20 protein-coding genes and 1 rRNA gene are annotated in these 25,057 nt (G+C 55.2%); 2 read left to right on the top strand and 19 right to left on the bottom strand.

Going from position 1 to position 25,057, the window contains the following annotated elements:
• Positions 1-52: 52 nt before the first annotated feature.
• The 7 genes from J2Z18_RS26685 to J2Z18_RS26655 all read right to left on the bottom strand — a co-directional run bounded on the left by J2Z18_RS26685 (position 53) and on the right by J2Z18_RS26655 (position 8,809).
• Positions 53-2,191 (bottom strand): DNA topoisomerase III, encoded by a 2,139-nt coding sequence (locus tag J2Z18_RS26685; protein WP_007132739.1) that lies wholly within the window; start codon positions 2,189-2,191, stop codon positions 53-55.
• Between the two features lie 267 nt (positions 2,192-2,458).
• Positions 2,459-3,283: an MBL fold metallo-hydrolase gene (locus J2Z18_RS26680; protein ID WP_210095581.1), complete on the bottom strand. Its 825-nt coding sequence runs from the start codon at positions 3,281-3,283 to the stop codon at positions 2,459-2,461.
• 85 nt (positions 3,284-3,368) lie between these two features.
• Complete coding sequence (locus J2Z18_RS26675; protein WP_210095580.1) at positions 3,369-5,300, bottom strand: FtsX-like permease family protein; 1,932 nt, start codon at positions 5,298-5,300, stop codon at positions 3,369-3,371.
• The gene (locus tag J2Z18_RS26670) at positions 5,275-6,045 is read right to left on the bottom strand and encodes an ABC transporter ATP-binding protein (protein WP_007132742.1); all 771 of its coding nucleotides are present in this window, start codon (positions 6,043-6,045) and stop codon (positions 5,275-5,277) included. The genes J2Z18_RS26675 and J2Z18_RS26670 overlap by 26 nt, the downstream gene beginning before the upstream one ends.
• Before the next feature lie 270 nt (positions 6,046-6,315).
• Positions 6,316-7,302 carry a sensor histidine kinase gene (locus J2Z18_RS26665; RefSeq protein ID WP_028406387.1) on the bottom strand — a complete coding sequence of 329 codons (987 nt, stop codon included), beginning with the start codon at positions 7,300-7,302 and terminating at the stop codon, positions 6,316-6,318.
• Positions 7,299-7,997, bottom strand: coding sequence for a response regulator transcription factor (locus J2Z18_RS26660; protein ID WP_028406388.1), 699 nt, complete (start codon positions 7,995-7,997; stop codon positions 7,299-7,301). The genes J2Z18_RS26665 and J2Z18_RS26660 overlap by 4 nt, the downstream gene beginning before the upstream one ends.
• A gap of 74 nt (positions 7,998-8,071) precedes the next feature.
• Positions 8,072-8,809, bottom strand: coding sequence for an acyl-[acyl-carrier-protein] thioesterase (locus tag J2Z18_RS26655; RefSeq protein WP_028406389.1), 738 nt, complete (start codon positions 8,807-8,809; stop codon positions 8,072-8,074).
• A 210-nt stretch (positions 8,810-9,019) separates the two neighbouring features.
• On the opposite strand from J2Z18_RS26655, the gene J2Z18_RS26650 reads away from it, so the two are divergent.
• Complete coding sequence (locus J2Z18_RS26650; protein WP_007132746.1) at positions 9,020-9,277, top strand: GlsB/YeaQ/YmgE family stress response membrane protein; 258 nt, start codon at positions 9,020-9,022, stop codon at positions 9,275-9,277.
• Between the two features lie 186 nt (positions 9,278-9,463).
• Here J2Z18_RS26650 and J2Z18_RS26645 read toward each other — a convergent pair whose 3' ends face one another.
• A complete protein-coding gene (locus J2Z18_RS26645; protein ID WP_007132747.1) occupies positions 9,464-10,357 on the bottom strand; it encodes an SDR family oxidoreductase in 894 nt (297 codons plus the stop codon).
• Between the two features lie 134 nt (positions 10,358-10,491).
• Here J2Z18_RS26645 and J2Z18_RS26640 point away from each other — a divergent pair, with 134 nt between their 5' ends.
• On the top strand, positions 10,492-11,442 hold the full coding sequence (locus tag J2Z18_RS26640) for a helix-turn-helix transcriptional regulator (RefSeq protein WP_028406390.1): 951 nt from the start codon (positions 10,492-10,494) through the stop codon (positions 11,440-11,442).
• Positions 11,443-11,542: 100 nt separating this feature from the next.
• On the opposite strand, the gene J2Z18_RS26635 is transcribed toward J2Z18_RS26640, so the two are convergent.
• The 11 genes from J2Z18_RS26635 to rrf all read right to left on the bottom strand — a co-directional run.
• Positions 11,543-12,514 (bottom strand): ring-cleaving dioxygenase, encoded by a 972-nt coding sequence (locus J2Z18_RS26635; RefSeq protein WP_007132749.1) that lies wholly within the window; start codon positions 12,512-12,514, stop codon positions 11,543-11,545.
• 454 nt (positions 12,515-12,968) lie between these two features.
• The gene (locus J2Z18_RS26630) at positions 12,969-14,567 is read right to left on the bottom strand and encodes a response regulator transcription factor (RefSeq protein ID WP_007132750.1); all 1,599 of its coding nucleotides are present in this window, start codon (positions 14,565-14,567) and stop codon (positions 12,969-12,971) included.
• A gap of 22 nt (positions 14,568-14,589) precedes the next feature.
• Complete coding sequence (locus J2Z18_RS26625; RefSeq protein ID WP_028406391.1) at positions 14,590-15,933, bottom strand: extracellular solute-binding protein; 1,344 nt, start codon at positions 15,931-15,933, stop codon at positions 14,590-14,592.
• Positions 15,934-15,947: 14 nt separating this feature from the next.
• On the bottom strand, positions 15,948-17,669 hold the full coding sequence (locus J2Z18_RS26620) for a cache domain-containing sensor histidine kinase (protein WP_007132752.1): 1,722 nt from the start codon (positions 17,667-17,669) through the stop codon (positions 15,948-15,950).
• 78 nt (positions 17,670-17,747) lie between these two features.
• A complete protein-coding gene (locus J2Z18_RS26615) occupies positions 17,748-18,611 on the bottom strand; it encodes a carbohydrate ABC transporter permease (RefSeq protein WP_007132753.1) in 864 nt (287 codons plus the stop codon).
• On the bottom strand, positions 18,608-19,567 hold the full coding sequence (locus J2Z18_RS26610) for a carbohydrate ABC transporter permease (protein WP_007132754.1): 960 nt from the start codon (positions 19,565-19,567) through the stop codon (positions 18,608-18,610). Before J2Z18_RS26610 ends, J2Z18_RS26615 begins: the two co-directional genes overlap by 4 nt.
• Positions 19,568-19,700: 133 nt before the next feature.
• Positions 19,701-21,065: an ABC transporter substrate-binding protein gene (locus J2Z18_RS26605; RefSeq protein WP_210095579.1), complete on the bottom strand. Its 1,365-nt coding sequence runs from the start codon at positions 21,063-21,065 to the stop codon at positions 19,701-19,703.
• A gap of 238 nt (positions 21,066-21,303) precedes the next feature.
• A complete protein-coding gene (locus tag J2Z18_RS26600; RefSeq protein WP_007132756.1) occupies positions 21,304-22,368 on the bottom strand; it encodes a PhnD/SsuA/transferrin family substrate-binding protein in 1,065 nt (354 codons plus the stop codon).
• A 319-nt stretch (positions 22,369-22,687) separates the two neighbouring features.
• Entirely contained in the window at positions 22,688-23,668 is a 981-nt protein-coding gene (locus J2Z18_RS26595) for a ketoacyl-ACP synthase III (RefSeq protein ID WP_007132757.1), read from the bottom strand.
• 124 nt (positions 23,669-23,792) lie between these two features.
• Positions 23,793-24,536: a GDSL-type esterase/lipase family protein gene (locus J2Z18_RS26590; RefSeq protein WP_007132758.1), complete on the bottom strand. Its 744-nt coding sequence runs from the start codon at positions 24,534-24,536 to the stop codon at positions 23,793-23,795.
• 426 nt (positions 24,537-24,962) lie between these two features.
• Positions 24,963-25,057, bottom strand: a 5S ribosomal RNA gene (rrf, locus tag J2Z18_RS26585); the annotation flags it as partial.

The raw sequence follows: 25,057 nt of genomic DNA, 5'->3' as shown, positions 1-25,057 counted from the left end.
GACAGGAGCAAAGATTAACGAAATACGTTTTGCCGTGCCTTGCGCTCCGTACCTATTCCTTCCCCTTCTGCTCAAGCGCAGCCTTCAGCAGTTCGCCGAGGTTCGAGCCGATCGACTCCGGCTTGCTGTATTGCTGGAGCAGCTTCCGTTCCTCGCGCTTGTTCACATGCTTCGCGTCCTTTTTGAGCGTTTCGGTAATGCCGCAGCCAAGGCACTGGACATACATGCCGGCCTTGCCTTCCTTCAGCTCCATCTTCTTATGGCACTGCGGGCAGCGCCGGTTCGACAGCCGCTTCTCGCCGGAGCGCTTGTAGCCGCAGTCCTCGCTCGGGCAGACGAGCAGCTTGCCGCGCTTCGTCTTCTTCTCGAGCAGACGCGTGCCGCAGTCCGGGCAGTGGCTGTTCGAGACGTTATGCGGCTTGTATTCCACATCGCTTCCCTTGACCTCGGTTACCAGCTTCTTCGTCATATCCCGGATGCCCCGCAGGAACGGCTCGGGCTTGCCCTGCCCCTTCGCGATCCGCTCCAGCTCGGCTTCCCAGCGGGCGGTCAGCTCCGGCGTCCGCAGCTCCGGCGCCACCAGCTCGATGAGCTGCTTGCCCTTCCCGGTCGGATGCAGGGACGAGCCCTGGCGCTCGATCGTATCCGAGCTGACCAGCTTCTCGATGATGTCCGCCCGCGTCGCCGGCGTGCCGAGGCCGTGCTTCTCCATCTGCGACAGGAGCGCCGCCTCCGTGTAGCGCTTCGGCGGCTGGGTGCGCCCCGGCTTCAGGATGCAGCGGGCAACCTTCACCGGCTGGCCTTCCTTCAGCTCGGGCAGCAGCTTGCCTCCCGGAGCCGAACCTTGTGCGTCGTCATCCTCGCCATCAGCGTCATCGTCATAATCGCCGCCGTACACCTCGCGCCACCCGCTGTCTTTGACCGTCGTCCCTTTCGCATGAAACGTCTCGCCTTCGATCTGAACGGTGACGGCGACTTGATCGTACCGTGCCGGCGGATAGAACAGGCTGATGAAGCGGCGGACGATAAGGTCGTACAGCTTACGCTCATCCGCCGTGAGCTGGTTCAGCAGCACCGTCTGCTCCGTCGGGATAATCGCATGGTGATCCGTTACCTTGCTGTCGTCTACGACCCGCTTGCCCGGCGACAGGCTCTTGCGGAGCAGCGGACGGGCCAGCGCCGCATAGGGCCCCACCGCGATGCTCGACAGCCGCTCCTTCAGCGTTCCGACCATGTCGGAGGTCAAATAACGGCTGTCCGTACGCGGATAGGTCACGAGCTTATGCTGCTCGTACAGCCGCTGCAGGACGTTCGACGTCTGCTTGGCCGAGAAGCCGAACCGGCGGTTCGCATCCCGCTGCAGCTCGGTCAAATCGTACGCTAACGGATGCGGCTCGTTCTTCTCGCTCTTTTTCACGCTGACAATCTTCCCCGAGGCGCCCTCCAGCTTCTGCTTGAGCTTCGCTGCGCGCTCCTTCTCGAACAGACGGCCGTCTCCCCCGGCTGCCCGCCAGGAAGCCTCGAAGCTGCCGAGATCGACCTGCAGCGTCTCATATTCCTGGGAGCGGAAGTTTATGATTTCCTTCTCCCGGTCCATAATCATGCCAAGCGTCGGCGTCTGAACCCGGCCCGCCGAGAGCTGGGCATTAAATTTCGTGGTCAGCGCCCGCGTCACGTTCAGCCCGACCATCCAATCCGCCTCCGCCCGGCACCGCGCCGACTCGTACAGGCGGTCGAACTGCTGGCCCGGCTTCAGGGAAGCAAAGCCTTCCTTGATCGCCTTATCCGTCTGGGATGATATCCACAGCCGCTTGAAGGGCTTGTTCCACTTCGCCATTTTCAGAATCCAGCGCGCCAGCAGCTCGCCCTCGCGGGCGGCATCCGTCGCAATGATCAGCTCGCCGATATCCTGGCGTTTCATCAGATGCTGCACGTTCTTGTATTGATGGCTGGTCTCTCTGAGCACTTTAAGCCGCATGGAATCCGGCAGAATCGGCAAATCCTCCAGCGCCCAGGTCTGATATTTTTTATCATAGTCCTCCGGCTCCGCCAGGCCGATCAAATGCCCGAGCGCCCAGGTTACGACGTATTTCGGTCCTTCGAAATAGCTCTTATGCTTCTCGCGGCTGCCCATCACCCGGGCAATTTCCTTAGCCACGGACGGCTTCTCCGCCAATACCAATACTTTCATAGCTCTCCCCTTCCTCTGTATCCCTATTATAACCTCCTCCCCGTATTTTCCACAAAAAAAGAGGCGCGCTTTGGCTCCACCTTAAGGCGGCAGCAAAACGGCCTCATATCACTTATCCGATACTTCGCTAACCCCATACTCCTCATGTCCTGCAATCGCAAGGACAAGCTCTGATAACATCCAAGGCTAGCCGATATTACACCAGCCCGTTAACGATTAACCTCATGAAGAGTTAGGTTAGGAGAATTTTTCGTCCTATCGGTTCCTCTATTGCTTCTGATTCTCTTCCACGTAACGCCCTTGCTCCGGCACAGCCAGCTCGTCAAAATCCCGGGCCAGGCGCTTCAGCGATACCGACAGTTCATCTCCCGACATCGGCACCCCATGCCCCGTCACCGCAAGTGCAGGATTCAGCGCTTCCAGCCGGCGCACCGATTCCCTTGCCGCATCCCAATCCGGGGTAAAATACATCGGCGGTCCGTGAAGCTCCTTCTCCTGGCTGATCACCGCCAGCGCGGATTCCTGCTGGACCGTAATGATCGCGTCTCCCGCAATCAGCGTACGGTCCCGTTCGCGGAACAGCGAGATATGCCCCGGGCTGTGCCCCGGCGTAGGAATCCAGCGCCATTCCGGCAAGCCTGGCACCGTGCCGTCCATCGGCAGCGGGTGGATCCGCGAGCCGAGATCGATCGCCCGGTTCGGATACATTGGCGCTAACCGCGCCATCAAGCCGCCGCCTACGCTCGGATCGCCGGGAGGATAGTCTTCGCGCCCTGTCAAATACGGCAGCTCTAGCTCATGGGCATAAACGGGCACCCCCCAGCGGTCCGCCAGCTCCTTCACATTGCCAACATGGTCGAAATGGCCATGCGTTAGCACGATACTTACAGGCGGCCGCCCAAACCGCTTCTCCGCCGCCTCGGCAATCGAGCCTTCAAAATTACCGATGCCGGTATCCACCAGCACCCAGTCGCCCGAGCCGGGCGAACCGACCATCTGAAGATTGACGATCATCGTGCGAAGATTGATAAGATCGGGCAGCACCTCTTCGGTATCCACCGCTCCTGTATTCAGCATGCTGTGTTCGTTCATGCTTCTAACGCCTCCTTTTTTCCGTTAATGCGCTCTTGGTTATAACATACCCGTTTTCGCGCATTTCAACGTGAGAAGGGAGCGGTTATTGAATGATTTTGTTCAATCGTTCCAGATAACGCCAGCGCGTTATAAAGAAATACACGATCTGGACGGTCAGGAAGAACAAGAAAATCTTGAGGCTGTGGCCCACAATCGAGAAATCGACGAGCTGCTGAAGCGCGACGAACGCAACCCCGCTGTGTATAAGCGCGATAAGCATCGGCAGGAAAAACATGATCAGTAACTGCCTGGTCACGATGGTTCCAAGCTCCTTACGGCTCAATCCCACCTTCGCGATCATTTGGTACTGCTGCTCATCCCGTGCCAGATCGGCATACAGACGGAAATAAACAAAGCTTGCCGCAAAGGTGAAGAAGACGATGCCGACCAGGCCGCTGACCATCAGCAAAATGCCGTTTTTCTGCTGGGCGCTTTTCCAATCAATGTACAAGGAGTTCAGGTAATAGCTGTAATCGCCGCTTTCGTTGAACCGCTCCACCATCGCTCTTGTCGCATCCCCGGTATCCTTCCAGTTTTTAACGTAAAACGCATGGAAGATGACGAAGCCGTACTCCCCCTGCTCCTCCTGTGTTTTTTTCACCTTCTCGTACAGGCTGTCCGATACGACAAACTGCTCGCCATAGCCCTGAGGCACGGCGATAAACGTTTCCGCTTTGGCTATCTGAAGCGTGACCGCCTCTTTGCCGGTCTCAAGCTCGATCTCCTCATACGCTGGCCCATGGATTCTGTAGCTGTTTTTTTCCGTAACGGTGCTGGGCGTCAGAATCGCCTCATGCTCGCCTAAAGTCTCCGCCGGGTACCCGAGGGATCGGATCAGCTCATTATACTCGCTAAGCTTGACCAGCTTCATGCCGTTCGCCGAGAAAATCGGCTGCACCGACGTTTCGTTATAGTTGAATCCGCCCTTCTCCAGCTCCTCCCTGATGATCGACAAATGCTGATTCCCAAGCTTCGCTTCCTCCTCGAAATAGGGATACGTATAAGCATATGGATTTTCCATGGCCGACAGCCCCGGATCCCCGATCGCCAGCGTTGTTCCGATTCCCGTAAAGGCTGAAGCCGAGATGATCGACACGAGGAAGAACATGACGGCGTTATCCTTGATCCGGTACATCAGCTCGGAAATGGTCAGCAGATTGGTTTTGCGGAAGAAAAATCTCTCCTTCTTCTGCAGATACCGCATAAAATAAACGCTGAACTGGGTGAAGAGGAAATACGTTCCCAGAATGACCAGCGCTACCCCACCGAACAGGAGCAGGAAGTTGAAGATTTGCAGTACGGCAAACGCCATAACCACGCCGTATCCTGCAGCGATCAGCAGCACCGCCAGGACAGCCAGCCAAGGCGAAGCCTTCGGCTGCGGCTTGGGACTCTCCTCCGCCTTAACCAGCGCAAGCAGCGTTCCCTTTCGAAGCATGACCGAGGAGAACAAGGCGATCAGGAGGAACAGCACCGCATAAGCCGCCGCCGTCAGCAGGAGCGCCTTTAGCGGAAAATAAAACGGCAGCCCGTTATCCACCGCCAGCACCTTGGCGCTAATCAACAGAATGAGCTTGGAGAACAGCACGCCGGTTCCAATACCTGCCACGATCGCCGCCGCCCCGATCAGGAGGTTCTCGATGAACAGCATCCGGTTCAGCTGCTTCCGGGACATGCCCAGGATCAGCAGAATCCCGAACTCCCGCTTGCGGACCTTGATGAAGGCCCCGACGGAGTACAGCAGGAAGAAGAATGAAAAGATGAATACGATATATTGCGACACCGTCATGCCTATCGTTCCGAGCTCGCTCATCGTGCCGCTGGAGGAAACGATCCCGTCCTTGAGCTCGGGGTGAAACGCTAGCAGGCCGTAGGTGAAGAAAATCATCACGGAGAAGGCGCTGCTCAGAAAATGCGCAATATAGGTCCGCTTGCTCCGCAGAACGTTATTAATGGCGAACTGGCGAAAATTCATGTCCCGAACCTCCCAGCAGTGACAGCACATTAATAATTTTCTGATAAAAGGCGGACTGATTGTCCCCGCTCGTTATCTCGTTATACAGCTGGCCGTCCTTGATAAAAATGACCCGATTGCAATAGCTCGCCGCTACCGGGTCATGCGTGACCAGGAGCATCGTGACCTTGTCCTCTTTGTTTCGGCGGTCCATGATCTCCATCACGTCCCGCGCCGACTTGGAATCCAGGTTGCCGGTCGGCTCATCCGCGAGCACCAGCTTCGGCACGTGGATCATCGCGCGGGCGACGGCCGTCCGCTGCGCCTGCCCGCCCGAAATCTCGTAGGTCCGTTTGTTCAGGATGGAGGTAATGCCGAGCTTATCGGCCAGCACTTCGACACGGCGGTTCATTTCCTCAAGTTCGATACCGTCAAGTGCAAGCGGGAGCACAATGTTCTCCTTCACCGTGAGCGTATTGAGCAGATTGAAGGACTGAAAGACGAAACCGAGCTCGCGGCGGCGGAACATCGCCAGCTGATCCTGCGACAGCCGGAACGGATCTTCTCCGCCGATCCGGATCTCTCCGGAGGTAGGCCGGTCGATCGTCGAGATCATGTTGAGCAGGGTTGTTTTCCCGCTGCCAGACGGCCCCATAATGCCGACGAACTCCCCTTCCTCGATGCTTAAATTAATATTCGACAGCGCTTCGTGGGACACGGCCGCCTTATAGACTTTGCCCAGATTGCGCACGGATAGAATTTCCATGAAATAAACCTCGCTTTCAAAAATTGGCTTTCGCTCGTAAGGCTAGTGTAGCGCATGCCCCTCTAAGCTCCTATCGATCCGTCTTTCACGAATCTTACATCGATGTAAGATTCGTTTTTAGTGCCCGTGCATCATCCCGGCACAACGTTCAAGAACGCCTTGCGGACACAAAAAAACCTTATCGCCGGGTTCAAGATGTCCGCAGGGGGATCATCATGATCATCGGGATAAGGTTCGCGGCTGGATCCTTCTTCCGCCTTATAATCCGAATCACTGCAGAAACAGGAGCCTTATGGTCGTCCCCTGCCCGGGCTCGGATTCCAGCTCGATTCGATGGTTCATTTTCCGAACGACCTCGCTGACCAGGTAAAGGCCCATCCCGGTCGACTCCTTCAGCTTCCTGCCGTTCTCCCCCGTATAGAACGGATCGAATACCCGCTTGATATCGGATTTCGGAATGCCCATCCCCCGGTCCGTCACCTCCAACACCACTTGGCGCCGATCCTTGGAGTAGAACGCCTGGACCGTAACCTTTAGCCCGGAACCGGACGAATACTTGATGGCATTGGACAGCAGCTGCATGAGAATGAAGCGGAGCCATTTTGCATCCGTCTGAACAGTGAGAGCGGGATCGATGATCACCTCCGGGTAGACATGGCTGTGAATGAAATAGCGCTTGTTCTCATGCACTGCGTCCACCGCAGCCTGGTGAAGCTTGACCGGCTCCACGCTGAAATCCTGTTCGAAGGTTTCCAGCCGCGACATGTACAGCACCATATCCAGGCCGCGCCGAATGCGGTCGGACTCCTCGGAGATGCTCCTGTAGCCGTCGTTGTCGTCCTCCTGGGTAATCATCTCGATGACGGAGAGCGGCGTTTTCATCTGATGCACCCATTGGTTCATAAATATGAGATGCTCCCGCCGCCGGCGCTCCCATTCCTCCATCTGGTTCCGGTATTGGCGGTATTGCTCCTCCATGAGCTCGCTGAGAGCGGTCGGCAGCGGGGCCGATTCGTTGTGCTTGATGGATTCCTCCAGCGAGATTAGGGGCTGCGATAAACGCTCATAGAAGTCCCGGTGGGTGTAAAACCGGAATGCCAAATATCCCCCCATCACGGAAAGCCCCAGCAGCACCGCGTACGAGGCCGTCACGGGATGATCATAGCCGTCGTACCAGAATACGAGGAGCACCACCAACAGCTCCGCGGCCGTAAACAGGATCAGCGGCAGATGCTCGCGCCAGAACAGCCTCTTCATTGCGGCCTCTGCCAGACGGGATGCAGCCTGTACCCGGAGCCCCGTACCGTTTCTAACGCGCCTTCGATGCCCAGCTCCATCAACCGTTTTCGTACCCGGTTAATGTTTACGCTGAGCGTATTGTCATCCACGAATGTATCGTCCCACAGCTTCTCCAGGATCGTCTCGCGGGTGACAAGGCGCGGGCTCCGGGCCAGCAGCGTCTCCAGCAGGATCGTTTCCTTCTTCGTAAGCGGCGCCGTTTGTCCGTTCAGCTGGAGCTCCATCCGTTCAGGGTAAAGGACCAGCCCTTCCTTCTCCACCGTTCGTTCGCCGGAGCCGGGGGCATAGTCGCCGTATACCCGCCGCAGCTGGCTGTGGATCTTGGCAATGACGATGTCATACGCGAACGGCTTCGTAATGTAATCGTCGGCTCCGTTCTCCAGCGCCCGCAGCTGGTCGGGGGTTCCGTTTCTTGCGGAAATAAATATAATCGGGCACGTGGACATCGACCGGATCTGGCGGCACCAGAAATACCCGTCATAGCTGGGCAGATTGACATCCAGCAATACGAGATGCGGCTTGATTTCCCGGAACCGCTCAAGCACATGATCGAACTCCCGGATGATGATGCCTTCATTTCCGTACCTTGCGATCTGCGATTCAAGCAAACCCGCCAGCTTCGGATCATCCTCCACGATCATGATTTTGTACATCATCCTTCCCCCTCATGGCATGCAAGGCCAGAAGCGTAATTATCGCTTCACCTCGTCTTTTACTGTTTCGTCTTTTACTGTTTCCTTTTAACGAGCGCGGCTTCGAAAAAGTTTGTTCCCTCCGGGGAAACGCCCTGCACAAAAATCCGCCCTCCGGTTTCGCCGGAGCGCCGGACGATGATCGTGTCCTTCAGCCTTGCCTCGTGGTTGTAGGTAATTTTGAATCCGGTGACCTTATCGCCCTGCAGCTCCGGCTCATCCAGCACGTCCATGCACAAGTCGGCATAGCGTGCGTTATTCAAATGACCATTCACGTCGATTCCGCTGTATCGGACCACGGTCGTATAGGCTTCCCCGAGCTCGATGCCTTCCGGCAATACCGCCTTGCTCGGCAGCTCCCCTACGGAATCCTGCCCGATGGGAACGTCATACGGAAACATGGATGGACGCAAAATTTTCCGTTTCTGAATATCCACCAGCGTCCATACCGAACGGGCGCCGCCCACCTGCTCCCCATGATCGTTCATAATCCGGTAATCCCGGTGCCAGAGCACCCCTTTGGAGCCGCGGCTCCAGGTCTCCACATGTATGGTTTCCATATCGCGTGGAATGCTTGTCATATCCGCTTCAAGCGTAATGAGCATCCAGCCGAGTCCCCGCTCAATCATCTCCTCGCGATCGATTCCCAGCGCCTCGATATGCTTGTCCGCCGCTCTTTGCATAATGCTCAGCAGCGACGACCAGCGGCAGTCTCCCCTGAAATCCGCATCCACGGATTGAATCGTATACGTCTCGGTCCATTTCTCTACCATAGCCTTAACTCCATCTCCTTTTATTAGCCTAAGCCCGCTGCAACATTTCAAGGATATCAATTCCCGTCCGTTTTTCAAAGCAGTACTCCCAAAGGTTGAGGCTGCTGGAATAAAGTAATACATTCGAGTTTTGGGGTTACCCGGTTTAAAAGTCACTTCTTTGGTTAATAGTAAGGCACAAACAACTATAACTTATACGAGGTGATAAACATGAGTTTTCTGTGGTCATTAATCGTAGGCGGTATTATCGGATGGATCGCGGGCTTGATTATGGGAAGAGACATCCCTGGCGGTATTATCGGTAACATCATCGCCGGCTTTGTCGGCGCATGGCTCGGCGGCCTGCTGCTGGGCGAGTGGGGCCCTGAGATGGGCGGCTTCTACCTCGTGCCTGCATTGATTGGTGCCGTGGTGCTCGTCTTTATCGTCAGCCTGATCATGGGCTCGATGAGACGTAACCGTTCCTAATCTTTGCCTCGGGTTAAACCCCATTGGCGCGGGCATGGAGAACGTTCCTTTGCGTTCAAACATAAGGGACCAATGAATAGCTCCAGCCCTTCAATATTGGGTATACGTTAAAAGATGCAGAAACAGGGTGCCGCAAGCCTTCAGCTTGCTTGGCACCCTGTTTTGCTGCGATTGAAGTCCACTCCTTTAGGGGAGGGGCAATCCGTGCTTCTTAGCGTAGTTCCCCCAATGAGGCTTGCGGCCGTCGATATCGGAGAAGCCGTATTCATCCGATAAATCCCAGCTGGTCAGCGCTCTCCCGCTCTTCTCCGACACCTTCGGATCTGCGGCAAGCGCCGCCACCGCCTGTCCGATCAAGTAGGGCGTCTCCGACTCGATGAAATGCGGATCCTTCGCCACGGCATCCTGCCAATTATCCTCGCCGACCCCGAAATGCGCAAGCATTTGCTCGGATCGGAGGAACCCCGGGGTAACCGACAACGCCGTCACGTTATAGGGACTAAGCTCGGCCGCCATTGCTTCCGCCAGGTGGATGCCCGATATTTTCGCAAGGCTGTAATATAGATTGCCCCGGTAACGATAAGTGGAGCCGTCCGTGATTTCAATGACAAGTCCGCTCCCTTGCTGGACCATAAGCGGCACACCGTAATAACTGGTCATGAGATGGGAGGTAACGGCCCGCTCCTGCATAAGCAGGCCGTCCGACAGGAACTGCTCCCAGAAGGGAACGTTCCAATGCGTCAGATGCTCGCCGCCCCATACATCGTTCACGAGAATGTCCAATTGACCGTTTTGTTCTTCGCTCACGCGCTCAAACAAAGCCTTTACCTGCGCCTCGACTGTATGGTCGCATTTTACCGGAATGCCGACACCGCCGCGCTCCGTCACCATGTCCGCCGTATCCTCAATGGTCTCGGGACGATTTATGTCCGATTTCTGTCCTCGGACGCTGCGGCCGGTGCAATAAACGGTCGCTCCCGCTGCTCCGAGCATAACCGCAATCGCCCGGCCCGCTCCCCGGGTTGAGCCTGCTACGACCGCAACCTTCCCCTTCAATGGCTTCGTTTCCAAGGTTTCCATGGATAATACCTCCCGCATGTTTGATTTCGAAATTCGCATGCTTACGGCCATTATTTTATCCTTCATATATGACATCCATTGTCTTATATCCATGCTACAATGAATGAAATTATCGAAATCGAGGTGACGCCTTCATGCGAGCTGACCGTCTGCTGTCGATCATGCTGATGCTACAGAACGGGGGGAAAAAGAATACGCGTTATCTGGCCGAGCAGCTGGAGGTATCGGAGCGGACCATCATCCGCGATATGGAGAGCCTCAGCGCAGCCGGCATTCCGGTATATGCCGAGCGGGGCCAGGCAGGGGGATGGATGCTCGAGGAAAGCTATCGGACGAATCTGACGGGGATGACGCGGGAGGAGCTGATTTCGCTTCTCATATCAAGCCACAGCCCGCTGATCGGCGACCTGGAGATCGGCAAGCAATTTGATGCCGCCTATCAGAAGCTGCTGGCGTCTTCTCCACGGTCCATTCGGCAGGACGCCGAGATGATCCGGGAGAAAATCCATATCGATGGCGCTGGCTGGCACTCCTTCAATCAATCGCATCCATACTTAACGGTCATTCAGGAGGCGCTGTGGGAGAACCGCAAGCTGCGGATCCATTATATGAAGGGAGACGAACGGGTGGAGCGCATCGTACATCCGCTCGGCCTTGTCGCCAAACGAAATACCTGGTATCTTGCTGCCGATACGCAGGAGGGACTCCGGACATACCGCGTCTCAAGAATAGCCGATGCCTTGGTGCTTGAGGATACGTTCATCCGGCCGGAGGGCTTCGATCTCGGTCGTTATTGGGAAGAGTCGGTCGCGAGCTTTAAGCGGAACTTGCCCAGCTACACCGCACGGGTCGAGATGACGAAGTCCCTGATCAAGCGCTTTGAAAGAGAGCGGTATGTCAAAATCCTCCATCAAGAGCCCCTCGCACAGGAAGGCTGGATCGAAGCCGATCTGGAGCTTGAAACGCTGGAATCCGCTTCGGCCTTCCTGTTAAGCTGCGGCGCGGAGATTAAAGTGCTCGCCCCTCAGGAGCTCCGCGATCATGTAAGCTCGGCCGCGAAAGCGATATGCCGGCTGTACGAGTAAAGGCATGGGCAAGACGAAAGCCGGCCGACTCTCGATGAACAGAGAGCGGCCGGCGTTTTAAGAGGATCATTTTATGGGGTGAATATGATAGGGCATGAATTTATCGTTTGGTGTTTAACGGCTTTAAATTCGCTTCGATCGCTTCACGCTTCCCTTCGAGGAACGGCGGCAGGGCGAGGGTTTCTCCCAGGTGGTCGACATGCTCATCGGTATCGAATCCCGGGCCGTCGGTAGCCACTTCGAACAAGATGCCGTTCGGCTCCCTGAAATACAGGGAACGGAAGTAGTATCGGTCGACATATCCCGAATTCGGGAAGCCGACGGCGCCGATCTGCTGAATCCATGCCTTCAGCTCCTCCTCGTCCTCTACCCGGAAGGCTACGTGGTGAACGCCCCCGCGTCCGAGGCGCTCCCGAGGGAGGTCAGTCCGCTCTTCCACATGAACCTCGGCACCGGTCCCCCCTTCTCCGGTCTCGAATACGACAATGTCCGGCTGACCCTGGGCCGGGGAGGCGTACTGGCCTTTGCGCCGGAAGCCCATCAGCTCCGTGAGCACCTGCACCGTTGGCTGCGCGTTCGGTACGGTCAGCTGAACGGGACCCAGGCCGATAATCGCGTATTCCGGCGGCACCGGCCCTTTTGCCCACGGACGGCCCCCGGCTACGCCCTCATTGTTCTCATCGGACACAAGTATGATCCGCTGTCCCTCAAAGTCCCTGAACGCCAAGGTAAGCCTTCCGGCGCGTTCCTTCACGTCCTCGCGCTCAACGCCGTGCTGATCCAGACGCTCCGCCCAATAGGTCAGCGCTTGATCGCTCGGCACCCGCAGCGAAGTGGCGGAAATGCTGTTGTTTCCCTCACGCGTCCGTCCCGCCATCGGAATTTCGAAGAAGGTAAGCTCTGTTCCGGGATTCCCCTTCTCATCGCCGTAAAATAAATGATATACCGACACGTCGTCCTGATTGACCGTCTTCTTGACGAGTCTCATCCCCATAATTTCAGTATAAAAGTCAAAATTATTGGAAGCCGACGCGGTCAGTGCGGAAACGTGGTGAATGCCTTTAAACTCCATGATGATTACCTCCTTGGGTGATCTGGCTTGATCTTGATTGCCGTGAATTCGGGACAGGTTCAGCGGTTCTCCTGTTCGTTCAGCCTTGCGGTTCGCGGGACGGAACGACTCCTTGACTCGTAACGATGCCGTTGTAAAATTGACGCCCGGCTCCTTCGAAACAACGCCTTGCTCTTATTTGAGTTTTGAGGTGCTTGTGGAATCAGTTTAGACCCAAAAGGAATGAACGTCAAGTCTTAATTTTAAGATTTATAAAATAAAGATATATTCGGTGTAAAAGGCATCCATATTAACAACATAAACATCAAAACAGGTGCCCCTCCCTTATCGTTAGGAAAAACACACCTGTTAATGCACCCTCGCATTCTATTTCATACCGCACTTCTTCATACCATACTTCGTTACACCATACTTCGTTACACCATACTTCGTTACAGCCGCCTGAAGCCCCGACTTACATAGCCGTTGTGGCCTCCTCACGGTATTCGGAAGGCGTCTTGCCCGTTATTTTCTTGAACACCTGCGTAAAATACCTCGGATCCTGATAGCCGACAAGCGGCGCAACCTGATACACCTTAACATTGGTATTACGCAGGATGCTCTTGGCCTTCTCGATCCGGCACTCCGTCAAATACTCCAGGAAGGTATACCCCGTCGTCTGCTTGAACAGCGTGCAAAAATGGCCAATGCTCAAATCGGACAGCTCGGATACTTCCTCGATGCTGAGATCCTTCTGGTAATGCTCGGCAATGTACGCCTTGGCTTTGCCGATGACAGCCTGGACGTTGTCCCGGGAGTGGCCGGTTCGGCTATCGGTCATCCATTGGCCGAAACGCGATTTCATGACATCCATCAGCTCCTGCAGCGTCTGGGATGATTGGAACTGCTGCAGCAGTTCCTCCAGAGACCATTCGAACGTCACCTTCATATGCTCGAATTGCCGATACAGCACGACGCTCAGCTCAAACAGCAAACGTTCCGCCATTTCGCGGCTGATGGCATGCTCGCCGATATACGCCTTGGTTTCGTCCAAGAGCTCAAGCAGACGCTCCTTGTTGAGCGTACGGATGCTTTCCACCATGAGCGACTCCAGCTGCTTGGGATATTTCAATCCGCCTGACTGCTCCGCTTCGGATTCCCCTCCTCCCGGGAACACGCCCTCCGCTCCCGTATAAAACCGCCGGTACAAAGCCCTCACCGCCGTTTCGTACGCCACGCCGAGCCGGTCGATACCGGCCATGCCGCCGCTGAAGCCGACGGAGCAGGACAGCTTCGTATATCGCTTGATCAGCCCGACCAGATCCCGCCCGATTGTCTCCTGCCGGTCGCGGGTCAAGCTTGGGAGCAGCAGCACCCACTCCCCGCTGCGGAACGGAAATACCGTTAGGCCTCCATTCATCACCGACCATTCCTCCAGCACATTGCGCACCGCAAACAGCCACAGCCGCTTCTCGTCCATCGACCACTGCTGGTTCAGCCGCGGATAGTGATCCAGCTGAATCACGGCCATTGTATAGCCGTCCTCGAGCTCGCTGTCTTCGAGCCACTGCATATGCTGGAGCGGGCTTCGGCTGCCCTCGATGAATTCCGTCAGCATCCGCTCGCGGGCAAGCAAGGACAGAACCTTAACCGAATGCAGCATCCGGTCGTCGGCCATTTGCCGCTCCAGCGTCTTGGCGGCCCTGGCAATCGTCTCGGTCAGCTCCTCATGATCGATCGGCTTCAGCAAGTAATCGAAGGCGCCCTCACGGAGTGCTTCCCTTGCGTATTCGAACTCGCCGTAACCGCTGATGAAGATAATGAGGCGCCTGGATTGGTCGGCCTTCAGCTCTTTCATCAGCGTAATCCCGTCCATGCCCGGCATGCGGATATCGCTAATGACCAAATGCGGCGAAAGCTCTCGCGCGAGCTTCAGCGCACTGTCACCGCTCTTCGCTTCCCCAACGACCTCGAGGTCGAGCTCATCCCAAGGAATCGCCGCCTTCAGGCTGCGCAGTATCATCGGTTCATCGTCGACCAGCATCACTCTGAATTTTCCGTCCGACCCTCCCATAGCCGTCCCCCCTTGCCCCCTATTATTCGATTACCGCATTTCTTCGCAGCTGCCAATACCGCACCGAGGACGCCTGAATTTCCTCCAGCGCCGCCGCAGCATCCATCCGTCCGCCGATCATCTCCTCGACCACTTTAAGAAAGGTCCGCGTAACCTCCGGCGACAGCTGGTTGTCATAAGGTATGAAGGTGCTGGGCGACTGCTCCATCAGCTCGATCACCTGGGCGAAGACCGGCCCCGTCTCGTTGGCGTCAAACGTAATTTTCATCGAAGGGACGCGCAGTCCCTCATACACTAGGCGGGTCTGGACCTCCGGCGTATAGAACATCTGCAGCAGCTCCAGCGCTGCCTGCTTCTTCAGCTCATCCATATTAGAGGACAGACCGATTCCGATCGTATATCCGCCGGCCAAGGAGCGGGCTTCGCCTGGGCGGAGCGACGGAAACGGAATGACGCCGACCTCCTGCTGAAATTCAGGGCGGTCCTCATTCTGAAACAGCGTGATGTCCCAGCTGCCGTTCAAATACATCGCCGCCTTACCTTCGGTAAACAAAGCGATCGCCTCTTCCGTGGAAAGATCATTGGCTCCCTCGCTGAAAGCGCCTTGCCCGATCCACGATTCAAGGTCATGGAACGCCTGAAGATAGGGCTCGTTATGAAAGCTCACCCCATCCTGTCCCTCGACCAGCCTGCCGATCAGCCCGGGACCCGCATGGCGATCCATGAAATATTGCGCGAATATCCCGGCCGGCCAGCGGTCCTCGTTCCCTAGCGCAAACGGAATCAGCCCGTTCTCCCTCAGCACCCGGATCGCCTCGCTCAAGTCGCTCATCGTCTCCGGAGGCTCAAGCCCCAGCTTCCGAAACAACGTCCTGTTGTAATAAATCGGCTCCGCATGGCCTTCAAACGGCAGACCGTACACCCTGCCTTCCAGCGTCCAGTGATGAAGATCCTTAAATTGATCCGCGAGGCCGTTCTCCTTTAAAAAGTCCGTCAAATCCATCAGCCGGTTCGATCTCGCGTAAGGGATGATCTCCGCACCTCCGAACAGCACGAACATATCCGGCGGCGTTCCCGTCACCATCTCGCTCTTCAGCTTCTGCTCGCGGTGGATCGTCTGATCGATGCTCTCGAAGTTTATTTTCACGTTTGGATGCGCTTTCTCATACGTGCGCACGATGGATTCGAAAATATCCAGCACCGGCTTGTCATGCTCCTTGTTCCAGAAGTGGCGGAACGTCAGCGTTATTTTCTCGGGTGCGGCTTCCTGTGCCGGCTCATGCTGCCGCAGCGTAATCCACACGACGGAGAGCGCCAAAAGAGAGGCGTACACAACAATCCAGCCCCAATTCCAAAACCATCTCAAGTGGAGCTCCCCCTTCATGTGAGTATTTTCGGAATCCGAATACGAATCATCGATCCGTAGCCGGCCGAAGAGCAGATCATGAGGCCGTATCGGCTTCCGAACCGAATGCGGAGCCGTTCGTGGACATTCTTGAGCCCGACGCCGTTCTCGCGGTATTTTTTCAGCTGCCCCTGGTCTTTATTCCACAGCTCGATCAGCGTTTCCGGGTCGAAGCCCGGTCCGTTATCCGTGACATCAATGACGATATCGTCCCGCTGCTCGGATACCTTGATGCTGATATAGCCGCTTTCCTCCATCGGCTCAATGCCGTGATACAGCGCGTTCTCGACAATCGGCTGCACGATCAGCTTCTGGGTGACAAAGTGCCTGAGCGAATCCGAAAGCTCGATCTCGTAATCGAATTTTTCCTCAAACCGGAACTTCTGGATCCGCATATAATGCCGGACATGCTCCAGCTCCATGCTGAGCGGAATGAGCTCATGGTGCTCGCTGATGCTGATGCGCAGCAGCTTGCCGAGCGAGATCACCATTTTGCTGATATCTTTGTTTCCTTGCAGAACAGCCATCGAGTTAATCGACTCCAGCGAATTGTATATAAAATGCGGATTGATCTGCGCCACCAGCGCCTGCAGCTCCGCTTCCTTCTTACGTGCCTGCTCGGTCTCCACTTGAGCCAGCAGCTCCTGAATCTGCGTGCTCATCCGGTTGAAGCCGTCGATCAAGAGCCCCGTCTCGTCTTGCGCCCCGTGATGCGGCGGAATCGGGACGAAAATCCCCTGCTTCACCCGCTTCATGCCGTTCACCGCGCTGATGATGCTTCGGACCATGCGCCGGACAAAAAAACGGTCGAATAAAAAAGCCGATACCAATGAAATCAGCCCCAGGATCAGCGCAAGGTTGCGGATGGACACCGATTCGGCGGCGATCAGCTTGCTCGGCGTAATCGCGACCAGAAACCAGTCCTTATTATGGGAAGGCATATACGTGATCAGCGACTTCTCGCCTAAGTAGCGGTCGACGTAATGCCCTTTGCCGTTCACGCCCTCTTCGGCCAGAAAAGGAAACTCCGCCCGTTCCCCGATATGCTCCCCGGACTTGTTGAAGACGATCCGGCCCTGCTTGTTAACCAGCAGGATGTCCCCCTGCTTTAGCGTTGCCGCTTCCCAGAACACCTGATCCAACAGATCCGGCTTCACGTAAATCACGAAGGTTCCGATATCCTCCAGCGAGTAATAGTCTTTGATCATCCTGGCCTGGATCAAGACCGGGGCACCCGATTCGGCCGAGCCGTTCTCGCCGGGCCCGACCCACAGCGGGCGCCCTTCCGCCTCCCCGACCGCCTTATACCAATCCTGCCCTCTCAGCTCGGCAAGCGGCATGCCTCCGCTTGTATGATAGACAAGCTGTTCGTTCGAATACAGCGCAAACGACGCAATCATCGGATGATTGACGAGGTTATTGATCTCCTGCCGCCGCTCGTATGTGATCGGATAATCCGGCTGCTTCAGCATCTGCTGAACGGTCTGCTGGGTTATCGCCGAATTGGAAATCGTCGTAATCTCGCTTAATGCGAATTTCAGCTTGCTGTCCGTTTCCAAGAGCGATATCGAATAGAAATCGTTCGACTTCTTCTCCATGGCTGCGGAGAAGCTGTAATAGGATACGCCGCCCAGCGCAATGACGGGGATGAAGACAAGCAGAATAATAGCCAGCAATATTTTTCGGCGGAGCTTCATGGCCGGTTCTCCCCCCAATCTCTATCTCTATTATTCTTCGCGCCGGGCGGCATTCCTTGTCGAATGCCCTCTTGTCGATTAACTTTTTATGGCGCCTGATGTCAGGCCGGCGATAACCCAGCGGCTAAACAGCAGGAACACGATCAGCAGCGGCAGCGTTGCCGTGAAGGTCGCGGACATGATCATCCCAAAATCAAGGCCGTCCTTGTTCGTGAACAATTGCTGAAGCGCGATCTGGATCGTATAGTTTTCCCGGTTCTTGAGCACGACGAGCGGCCAGAAGAAGTCGTTCCACACGTTCATGAAGTTCAGAATGCCAAGCGTTGCCATCGCCGGCGTAACGACCGGAATGGCTATGTTCCAGAAGATGCGGAAATGGCCGCCGCCATCGATCCGGCCCGCCTCGATCAGCTCGGTATGGACGGCCGAGGCGATATACTGCCGCATCCAGAAGATTCCGAAGGCGTTGACCATGGCGGGCACGATCAGCGCTTTATAGCTGTCGATCCACTGCAGCTTGGCCATGATGACATATTGCGGCAGGACGCCGAGCTGGGCAGGCACAAGCATGGTCGCGATGACGAACACGAACAGCGTTTTTTTCAGCGGAAACTCATATTTGGCAAAGGCATAGCCGGCCAGCGTGCACAGAAATACGACCGAAAGGGTAACCGCCGTCGATACGACGACCGAATTGAGCAGCGCCCGGAAGAACTCGGTCCGCTCCAGCACGCGTGCGAAGTTATCGAAAAAGGCCGTTCCCGGCGTAAGCAGCGGCGGAATTTGAAAGGCCGCATCCTTGCCGTTGGTTGCGACGACGAACATCCAGTAGAACGGAAATATCGAAACCAGGGCGCCGAGGATCAGGAATACGTAAAATAACGTCTTGGCGACGATACCGGGTTCATCCGGCTTTTTGCGGGTGACTGAAAGTGTGCTCATGCTTTTTTCCTCCCCGTATCTCCGCCCATCCGGCTCGACAGCATCATATTCAGGACGGAGAACACAATCGTTGCGATAAACAAAAGGACGGCCGTAGCAGCTGCGGTTCCGAAGAAGCCGTTCTTGAACGCCTCATTGTATAAATAGGTGACCATCGTGACCCCTTCCTGCCTCGTGGAGCCTGTACCCGATTGCCCCAGGAACACATACGGCTCCGTGAACAGCTGCAGCGCGCCGATCGTGGACACCAGGGTGACGAATAGAATAAAAGGACGAAGCAGCGGCATGGTAATGTATATAAACTGCTGGCGGCGGCTGGCGCCGTCGATCTTCGCGGCTTCGTAAATGTCGGTGGGGATGCTCTGCAGCCCGGACAAGAAAATAATGGCGTTATACCCCATCCAGCGCCACATGACCATGGTCGAAATGGCGATTTTGACGCCCCACCAGCCGGAATTGAACGGAACGCTTTCCATGCCGAACGTGTTCAGCATCCAGTTGACCATCCCGTTGTTGCCGAACATCGTGCTGAAGACAAGCGTAACGGCCACAATGGACGTAATATTCGGCATGAAATATAGGACGCGGAACGTATTCTTGAACTTGTTCAGCGCAGAATTCAGCATGACCGCAACGAACAAGGCCACGATGAGCTGCGGTACGGTACCCATAAGCGCCATAAGGAGCGTGTTGCCGAATGCGATCCAGAACGTTGGATCCCCGGTGACGAACTCATAGTTTTTGAGGCCGACATATTTCATCGGACCCAGCGCGTCCCACTTATAGAATGACAAATAGATGGTAAACACGATGGGATACAATCCAAAGATGGAGAACAAAATAAAGAATGGTGAAATGAATGTATACGCCGTAAAACGGCTGCGCCGGGTCTCGGTCAAAAACCGCCTTTTTTGCGGCAGCGGCTGCGGCCGTTCGGCTGTAGCGGTATCCGCCATGGATGCACCTCCAGGAAGTAAGTGATAAATCCGAATCCGGGAGAGGATGCTTCAGAAGATCCCCTCTCGAATTCGGACGCTTTAAGTTTCATATGGTTGTCATGCGTTGGGAGTGGGTAGCCCTCCCGCTGCCCTAGCTGCGCTCAACCAATGTTTTGATTTGCTGCATGGCGCTCTCCCATTCCTTTTGCGGGTCAGCCTTCTTCTCGAGCACGTTTTTAAGCGCATTTTTAATAATCGTGTCCGTCTGGTCATGCAGCGGTCCGTAGTATACCGGCTTGACGCGCTCCGCGGATTGGGCATAGGCTTCCGCAATCACCTGGCCGCCGAAAAATTCGTCCTGGTCTTCCTTGAACGTCGGTTCGTCGTAAACGGCCGGAATCGATGGGAACAACCCGCTGTCTTTAAACGATTTCAGCTGGTTCTCTTTGCTGACGATCCAAGAGATGAATTCATAGGCTTCCTTCGGATGCTTCCCTTCCTTCGGCAGCGTCAGGAACGAGCCGCCCCAGTTGCCTGCGCCTTCAGGCAATTGGGCGATTTTCCACTTGCCTGCGCTGTCCTCAGCATTGCGAATGGTGCCTGCGATCCAAGCCGGGCCGAGCATGACCCCGAAATCGCCGTCATTAATCGCTTTCTGCCATTCCGGAGACCACAGAATCCAGTTGCCGATCCAGCCTTCCTGGATGCCCTTGACGGTGAAATCATAGGCCTTCTTCACTTGCGGGTTGGTCTCGCCGATAAAGCTGCCGTCTTCTTTATTGAAATAGATCTGATCCGGCGACTGGTCGCGAACGCCGTTATAAACCAGATCCGTCAGGTCGGCAAACGGCTTGCCCGTTTTATCCTTGAACTGCTTCGCCACGGTTGCAAACTTATCCCACGTATCGATTGCGGCACTGAAGGCTTCCGGATCCGTCGGCAGCCCCGCTTGCTCAGCCAGGTCCGTACGGTAATACACGACCGTAGGGCCGATATCCGTTGGAAGGCCGAGCTGGAAGGAGCCGTCCACGGATGTTGCCTGCTTCCATTTCCATTCGAGATAGTTGCCTTCAATGTCTTTCGCGCCGAGATCATAGAGGTTGTGGAACTTGTCCTGGTTGTTAATGAAGCGCTCCATGAAGGCGATTTCAAGCATGAAAATGTCAGGCGCGCCCGAGCCGGCGGACAATGCTGTCGTCAGATTGTTATGATGGGCCGTCTGATCGGACGTGTTCTGGAACTTCACGGTGACGTTCGGATGCTCCTTCGTATACTCCTTGGCCAAATCCTCATAGTTGGTCGTACCCAGCGACCAGAAGGAAAGCTCGATTTTCTCTGTAGAGCTGCCCTCATTCGAGTTCCCTTCGTTCGAGCCGCCTTCGTTCGTGCTGCCTCCTCCCTCTTGGTTGGTACCGCCTCCTGGCGATTCCGCAGAATTGCCGCCACCGCAGGCAGCCAGTGAGAAGACCATGATGATGCTCAGGAGCAATGCGCTCCATGTTTTGAATCTGCTCATGCTTTTACCCCTCTCATGTAACTTATTTTCTTTTTTAGTCTAATGGGAGACGGGCGACATTTTGAGGAGGCAAACTTCCGAATTCAGGTTGAATTTATTACGATTCAGTTCGATAACCGGAAGAAATTCATCCACGACAAAAAAGACCTTATGCACTCTAGAGGCATAACGTCTTGATTGGGTTTCTTATTTCAACTGCTAATACCGCCCGCTCTGATCGGGACGGCTATACCCTCCCTTAATCGGTTAGCTCCCGAATCGGGTGGAACCATGCATCATCGACGGGAAGAAATCGCTCCATTCCAGATGTTTGCTTGAACAGTCCCGATCCCTCCGCGTCTTCCGGCAGGAAAATGTGCGGATTCCCGCTGACTTCATCGGAAGTAAAGGCATCCAGCAGCTTTTGCTGATCCTCGCTGCTAACGGTATCCGTATTGATCGCAAAGGGAGGATTCAGCACGGGTGTGACCGATATAATCGTAAACGCTTTGCCGGCCAGCGCATGAAGGGGCTCTGCGGCATCTGTCTTGACCTTATACACGGCCCCTGGCATATTCGCCGTTCCGGATGACAGCTCGATATCGTCAGACACGCATCGATCGCAGAAGGCCGCTGCATCAGCTTTACCTGTCAATAAATTCTCAAGCGAGCCCTGATGCGTTCCCCCGTACAGCACTTCACGAAAAACCTGATCCTTACCGCCCTGAAGCAAGTCATCCGTTGTCAAATCCTGATACTTGTCCATCCTGCCCAAAGATCCGATCATTTCATGGGCAGGTATCTTAAACCCGGACATGGAGGTTTCGGACACAAATGATATTTTTTTACCGGCGATAGGCTCCAAAGCATAACCGTTTCCGCGTTTATACGCCCCCTCCTCGCCTTGTCGCACGCTCACCCAGCTAAAATAGAAAGCGTCTTCGAGCGTTCCGGTTTCCCCGCTTGCGACGACCAGCGGCTGGACCATCGGATTTGCGGCGTTCGCTCTGACATAGCCCTCTGTCCCGATGAATGCCAGATCGGCTTGTCCGTTCACAATCGCATCGATGGCATCCGTATCCTCCGTAAAGATGGCATGCTCGACTTGTTTACCCGTCGCTTTCTCGATCACTTTGCCCAGCTCATCACGGGCTTCCTTCACCACGGCCCCGGATTCGCCTTGAAGCCAGGCGATGGTTATCGTGCCCTCGGATTTTGGGCCTGCCCCTGCCCCTGCTACGTGTAACGCACCGCCATTCGTTCCGCAGCCTGTCGCTGCCACCAGCACAACCAGCGAAATCATGAGCAGCCAAATCTTCTTCATCAAACAATCTCCTCTCGGGGACCACCGGTCGTTTGTCTGCCATGCATCAAGACCGGAAAAACGTGCTGTATTCCACAGCTCCGAAGACACTGTTTCCCCAACTTCCCTATATGAAATCAGTCTAGCCTGTTGCTGGGTCGCAAGGGTCAATGCAGTGTAATAATTATGTAAAACCAAGGTAAACATGAGGTTGGGCAAATAAAAAAACAAGCCAGGACCGAATCATCCTGACTTGAATTTTCTTGACGGATTTATGGAAAGCTCTAGCTATTTAACTCTGCGTTTCTCGAATAAAAAAGGTTCACTGTCGGCCATCGCCTTAGATCATCCATCGAATGATGGATCCCGCATAAGTCATGCCGCCGCCAAAGCCGTAGAGCAGCACGTTGTCCCCGCTCTTCAGCCGGCCTTCGTCAATAGCCAGCTGCAGCGCCAACGGGATGGATGCGGCCGATGTGTTCCCGCGGTATTCGACGCTTGTCAGCGTCCGGTCGAGCGGCATCGGCCCACGTTCGCATATCGCTTCGATCATTCGGAGGTTGGCGCTATGCGGGACGAACCAGTCGATGTCTTCCGGCGACATGCCTCCTTTATCCAGAAGCTCGCGGACGCCGTCCGGAATATTGCGGACGGCCCATTTATAAATTTCGCGGCCGTTCTGCACGAGACAGCCGCTCTTTAGCTCCTCGCCGTCCATCTTTTCGGACAGCGCGGTTTTATATAGATGAATGCCGCCTTCGCCGAATGTGCCGGACGTGGACGCCAGAATGCCCGGCCGGCTCTCATCCGCTTCCAGCAGCACCGCGCCGGCCCCGTCTCCGAACAGGACACATGTCGTTCGGTCGGTGTAATCCGTAATTTTGGAGAGCGTCTCGGCGCCAATGACCAAAATTTTCGAGTAGGCACCGCCGGATATAAGCCCGTCCGCCATCTGCAGTGCATAGACGAAGCCGGCGCATGCCGCATTCACATCAAGGGCGCCCGTACTGACGATGCCAAGCTTGGACTGGACTCTCGAAGCCGTGCTCGGGAAGGAATACTCCGGCGTGCTGGTTGCCACAAGAATCATATCCGCATCCTTCACGGTAACACCGTATCGATTGACCATATCTTCCACGGCCTTGATTGCCAGATCGGATACAAATTGATCCTCCGCAGCGATGCGGCGCTCTCTCATCCCCGTCCGCTGAACGATCCATTCGTCGCTCGTATCCACCATCTTTTCTAAATCCGCATTGCTCAGGACGCGGTCGGGAACATACGTCCCGATGGCCGTTATTTTTGACTTGGATTGATTCATGATGACACCTCCATTTTTATTTACGTCTATTATAACACCAAGTATTAGGACTTGGTACTAATTTTATTTGGATAGGCGCCATTAGAACTCCCCTTCCTGAAAATCAAGGTTATCCGCAAGGGCGTCAACCGTCCTTCGGGACGTCGAGATGTTCAAGATATTTCTTCAAATTTTGTAACACGACCGCGTATCCGTCAGGAAACATGTGAATGCCGTCAATGGCATACTCCTTGTACAAATGGCCCTCGGCATCCGTCAACCCGTCATTTACGTCAATAAAGGTATACCCGTGCTTGGCCGCCAACTGCTTGATCGCATCGTTTGCTTCCCGAATCGCCTCATTCGTTCTTCTCTGAAAAATCTCCTCCATCGAAGCTCTGGACACAAACGGAAAGTCGTCTTTGGCATTAACGGGATAGTAGGCCATGACAAATACCCTACAATCGGGCAGCCTTGTAGCGATGCGGGTCAAAATCTCGTCATAGTTTGCAAGCAGACGCTCCAGCTTATAATCAGGCGCGCTGATATCATTGGTCCCAATGTTGATGAAGATGTTGGAAGGCTCAAGGTCAAAAACACAAGTTTCCATCGACGCTAATAATTCCGCAGTGACATAGCCCGCAATCCCGCGATTGTAGATGCAATATGGGAGTGCCAGCGTCTGCTGCAGCTCATTGATCGGGAAAAATTCCATCAGCGATGAGCCCACCATCACCACCTGCCCTTTCAGGGCCAATCGATTGAGCTTCTGGTAGTGCAGCAGCTTCATCTTCTTTTCATCGTTCGCTTCAGGCCATGTGTCTTCCTGAATCCCCGGCTCGCGATCCTCCGCCGTGTGCCACCCTTTATTTTCGTCCGCTGATGCCATTTATATCCCTCCTCTTTCAAAGGTTCAGATTTTGATTTTGTTTACCCTTTCATTCTAAGCCTTTTCACGTTTCCCGCAATGCCCTTGATCGTTTGGAGTGATGTAATACGCTGATATTCACCGAATAAATAAAAAAACAGGACCGGACAAGGCTATGCCCTAAATCCGGTCCTGTCTTCGATACGTCGTCCCCTGCAGCTACGAAATGGTGGCCTGGAGGCTCCATGACGGCCTGCAGCTCCATTATGAGCGGGCGAGCGGGCAGACACCCTCGTTCAACAGCGCGTGCCCAGAGCGTGCCACGAGCACCTTATGAGCATTCACACGCTTTTGACGTGGCAGGAATCGCAAACCTCCGATTATGCGTGTAACCATACAAAAAAACAAGCGCGTTATCGACATATCGATAACGCGCTTGTTGGTTGTGCTTGGCGGCGTCCTACTCTCCCGGGACCCTTCGGTCCAAGTACCATCGGCGCTGGAAGGCTTAACGGTCGTGTTCGGTATGGGAACGCGTGGAA

The organism is Paenibacillus lactis, assembly GCF_017873605.1.
Taxonomy (GTDB): Bacteria; Bacillota; Bacilli; order Paenibacillales; family Paenibacillaceae; genus Paenibacillus_AQ; species Paenibacillus_AQ lactis.
Note: the sequence above shows the minus strand (reverse complement) of the source record. Positions and strands in the feature narration are given on the sequence as shown.

Excerpts from the sequence above, each read along its gene's own strand:
- J2Z18_RS26685 (WP_007132739.1), bottom strand. The coding sequence starts at position 2,191 with ATGAAAGTATTGGTATTGGCGGAGAAGCCGTCCGTGGCTAAGGAAATT.
- J2Z18_RS26680 (WP_210095581.1), bottom strand. The coding sequence starts at position 3,283 with ATGAACGAACACAGCATGCTGAATACAGGAGCGGTGGATACCGAAGAG.
- J2Z18_RS26675 (WP_210095580.1), bottom strand. The coding sequence starts at position 5,300 with ATGAATTTTCGCCAGTTCGCCATTAATAACGTTCTGCGGAGCAAGCGG.
- J2Z18_RS26670 (WP_007132742.1), bottom strand. The coding sequence starts at position 6,045 with ATGGAAATTCTATCCGTGCGCAATCTGGGCAAAGTCTATAAGGCGGCC.
- J2Z18_RS26665 (WP_028406387.1), bottom strand. The coding sequence starts at position 7,302 with ATGAAGAGGCTGTTCTGGCGCGAGCATCTGCCGCTGATCCTGTTTACG.
- J2Z18_RS26660 (WP_028406388.1), bottom strand. The coding sequence starts at position 7,997 with ATGTACAAAATCATGATCGTGGAGGATGATCCGAAGCTGGCGGGTTTG.
- J2Z18_RS26655 (WP_028406389.1), bottom strand. The coding sequence starts at position 8,809 with ATGGTAGAGAAATGGACCGAGACGTATACGATTCAATCCGTGGATGCG.
- J2Z18_RS26650 (WP_007132746.1), top strand. The coding sequence starts at position 9,020 with ATGAGTTTTCTGTGGTCATTAATCGTAGGCGGTATTATCGGATGGATC.
- J2Z18_RS26645 (WP_007132747.1), bottom strand. The coding sequence starts at position 10,357 with ATGGAAACCTTGGAAACGAAGCCATTGAAGGGGAAGGTTGCGGTCGTA.
- J2Z18_RS26640 (WP_028406390.1), top strand. The coding sequence starts at position 10,492 with ATGCGAGCTGACCGTCTGCTGTCGATCATGCTGATGCTACAGAACGGG.
- J2Z18_RS26635 (WP_007132749.1), bottom strand. The coding sequence starts at position 12,514 with ATGGAGTTTAAAGGCATTCACCACGTTTCCGCACTGACCGCGTCGGCT.
- J2Z18_RS26630 (WP_007132750.1), bottom strand. The coding sequence starts at position 14,567 with ATGGGAGGGTCGGACGGAAAATTCAGAGTGATGCTGGTCGACGATGAA.
- J2Z18_RS26620 (WP_007132752.1), bottom strand. The coding sequence starts at position 17,669 with ATGAAGCTCCGCCGAAAAATATTGCTGGCTATTATTCTGCTTGTCTTC.
- J2Z18_RS26615 (WP_007132753.1), bottom strand. The coding sequence starts at position 18,611 with ATGAGCACACTTTCAGTCACCCGCAAAAAGCCGGATGAACCCGGTATC.
- J2Z18_RS26610 (WP_007132754.1), bottom strand. The coding sequence starts at position 19,567 with ATGGCGGATACCGCTACAGCCGAACGGCCGCAGCCGCTGCCGCAAAAA.
- J2Z18_RS26605 (WP_210095579.1), bottom strand. The coding sequence starts at position 21,065 with ATGAGCAGATTCAAAACATGGAGCGCATTGCTCCTGAGCATCATCATG.
- J2Z18_RS26600 (WP_007132756.1), bottom strand. The coding sequence starts at position 22,368 with ATGAAGAAGATTTGGCTGCTCATGATTTCGCTGGTTGTGCTGGTGGCA.
- J2Z18_RS26595 (WP_007132757.1), bottom strand. The coding sequence starts at position 23,668 with ATGAATCAATCCAAGTCAAAAATAACGGCCATCGGGACGTATGTTCCC.
- J2Z18_RS26590 (WP_007132758.1), bottom strand. The coding sequence starts at position 24,536 with ATGGCATCAGCGGACGAAAATAAAGGGTGGCACACGGCGGAGGATCGC.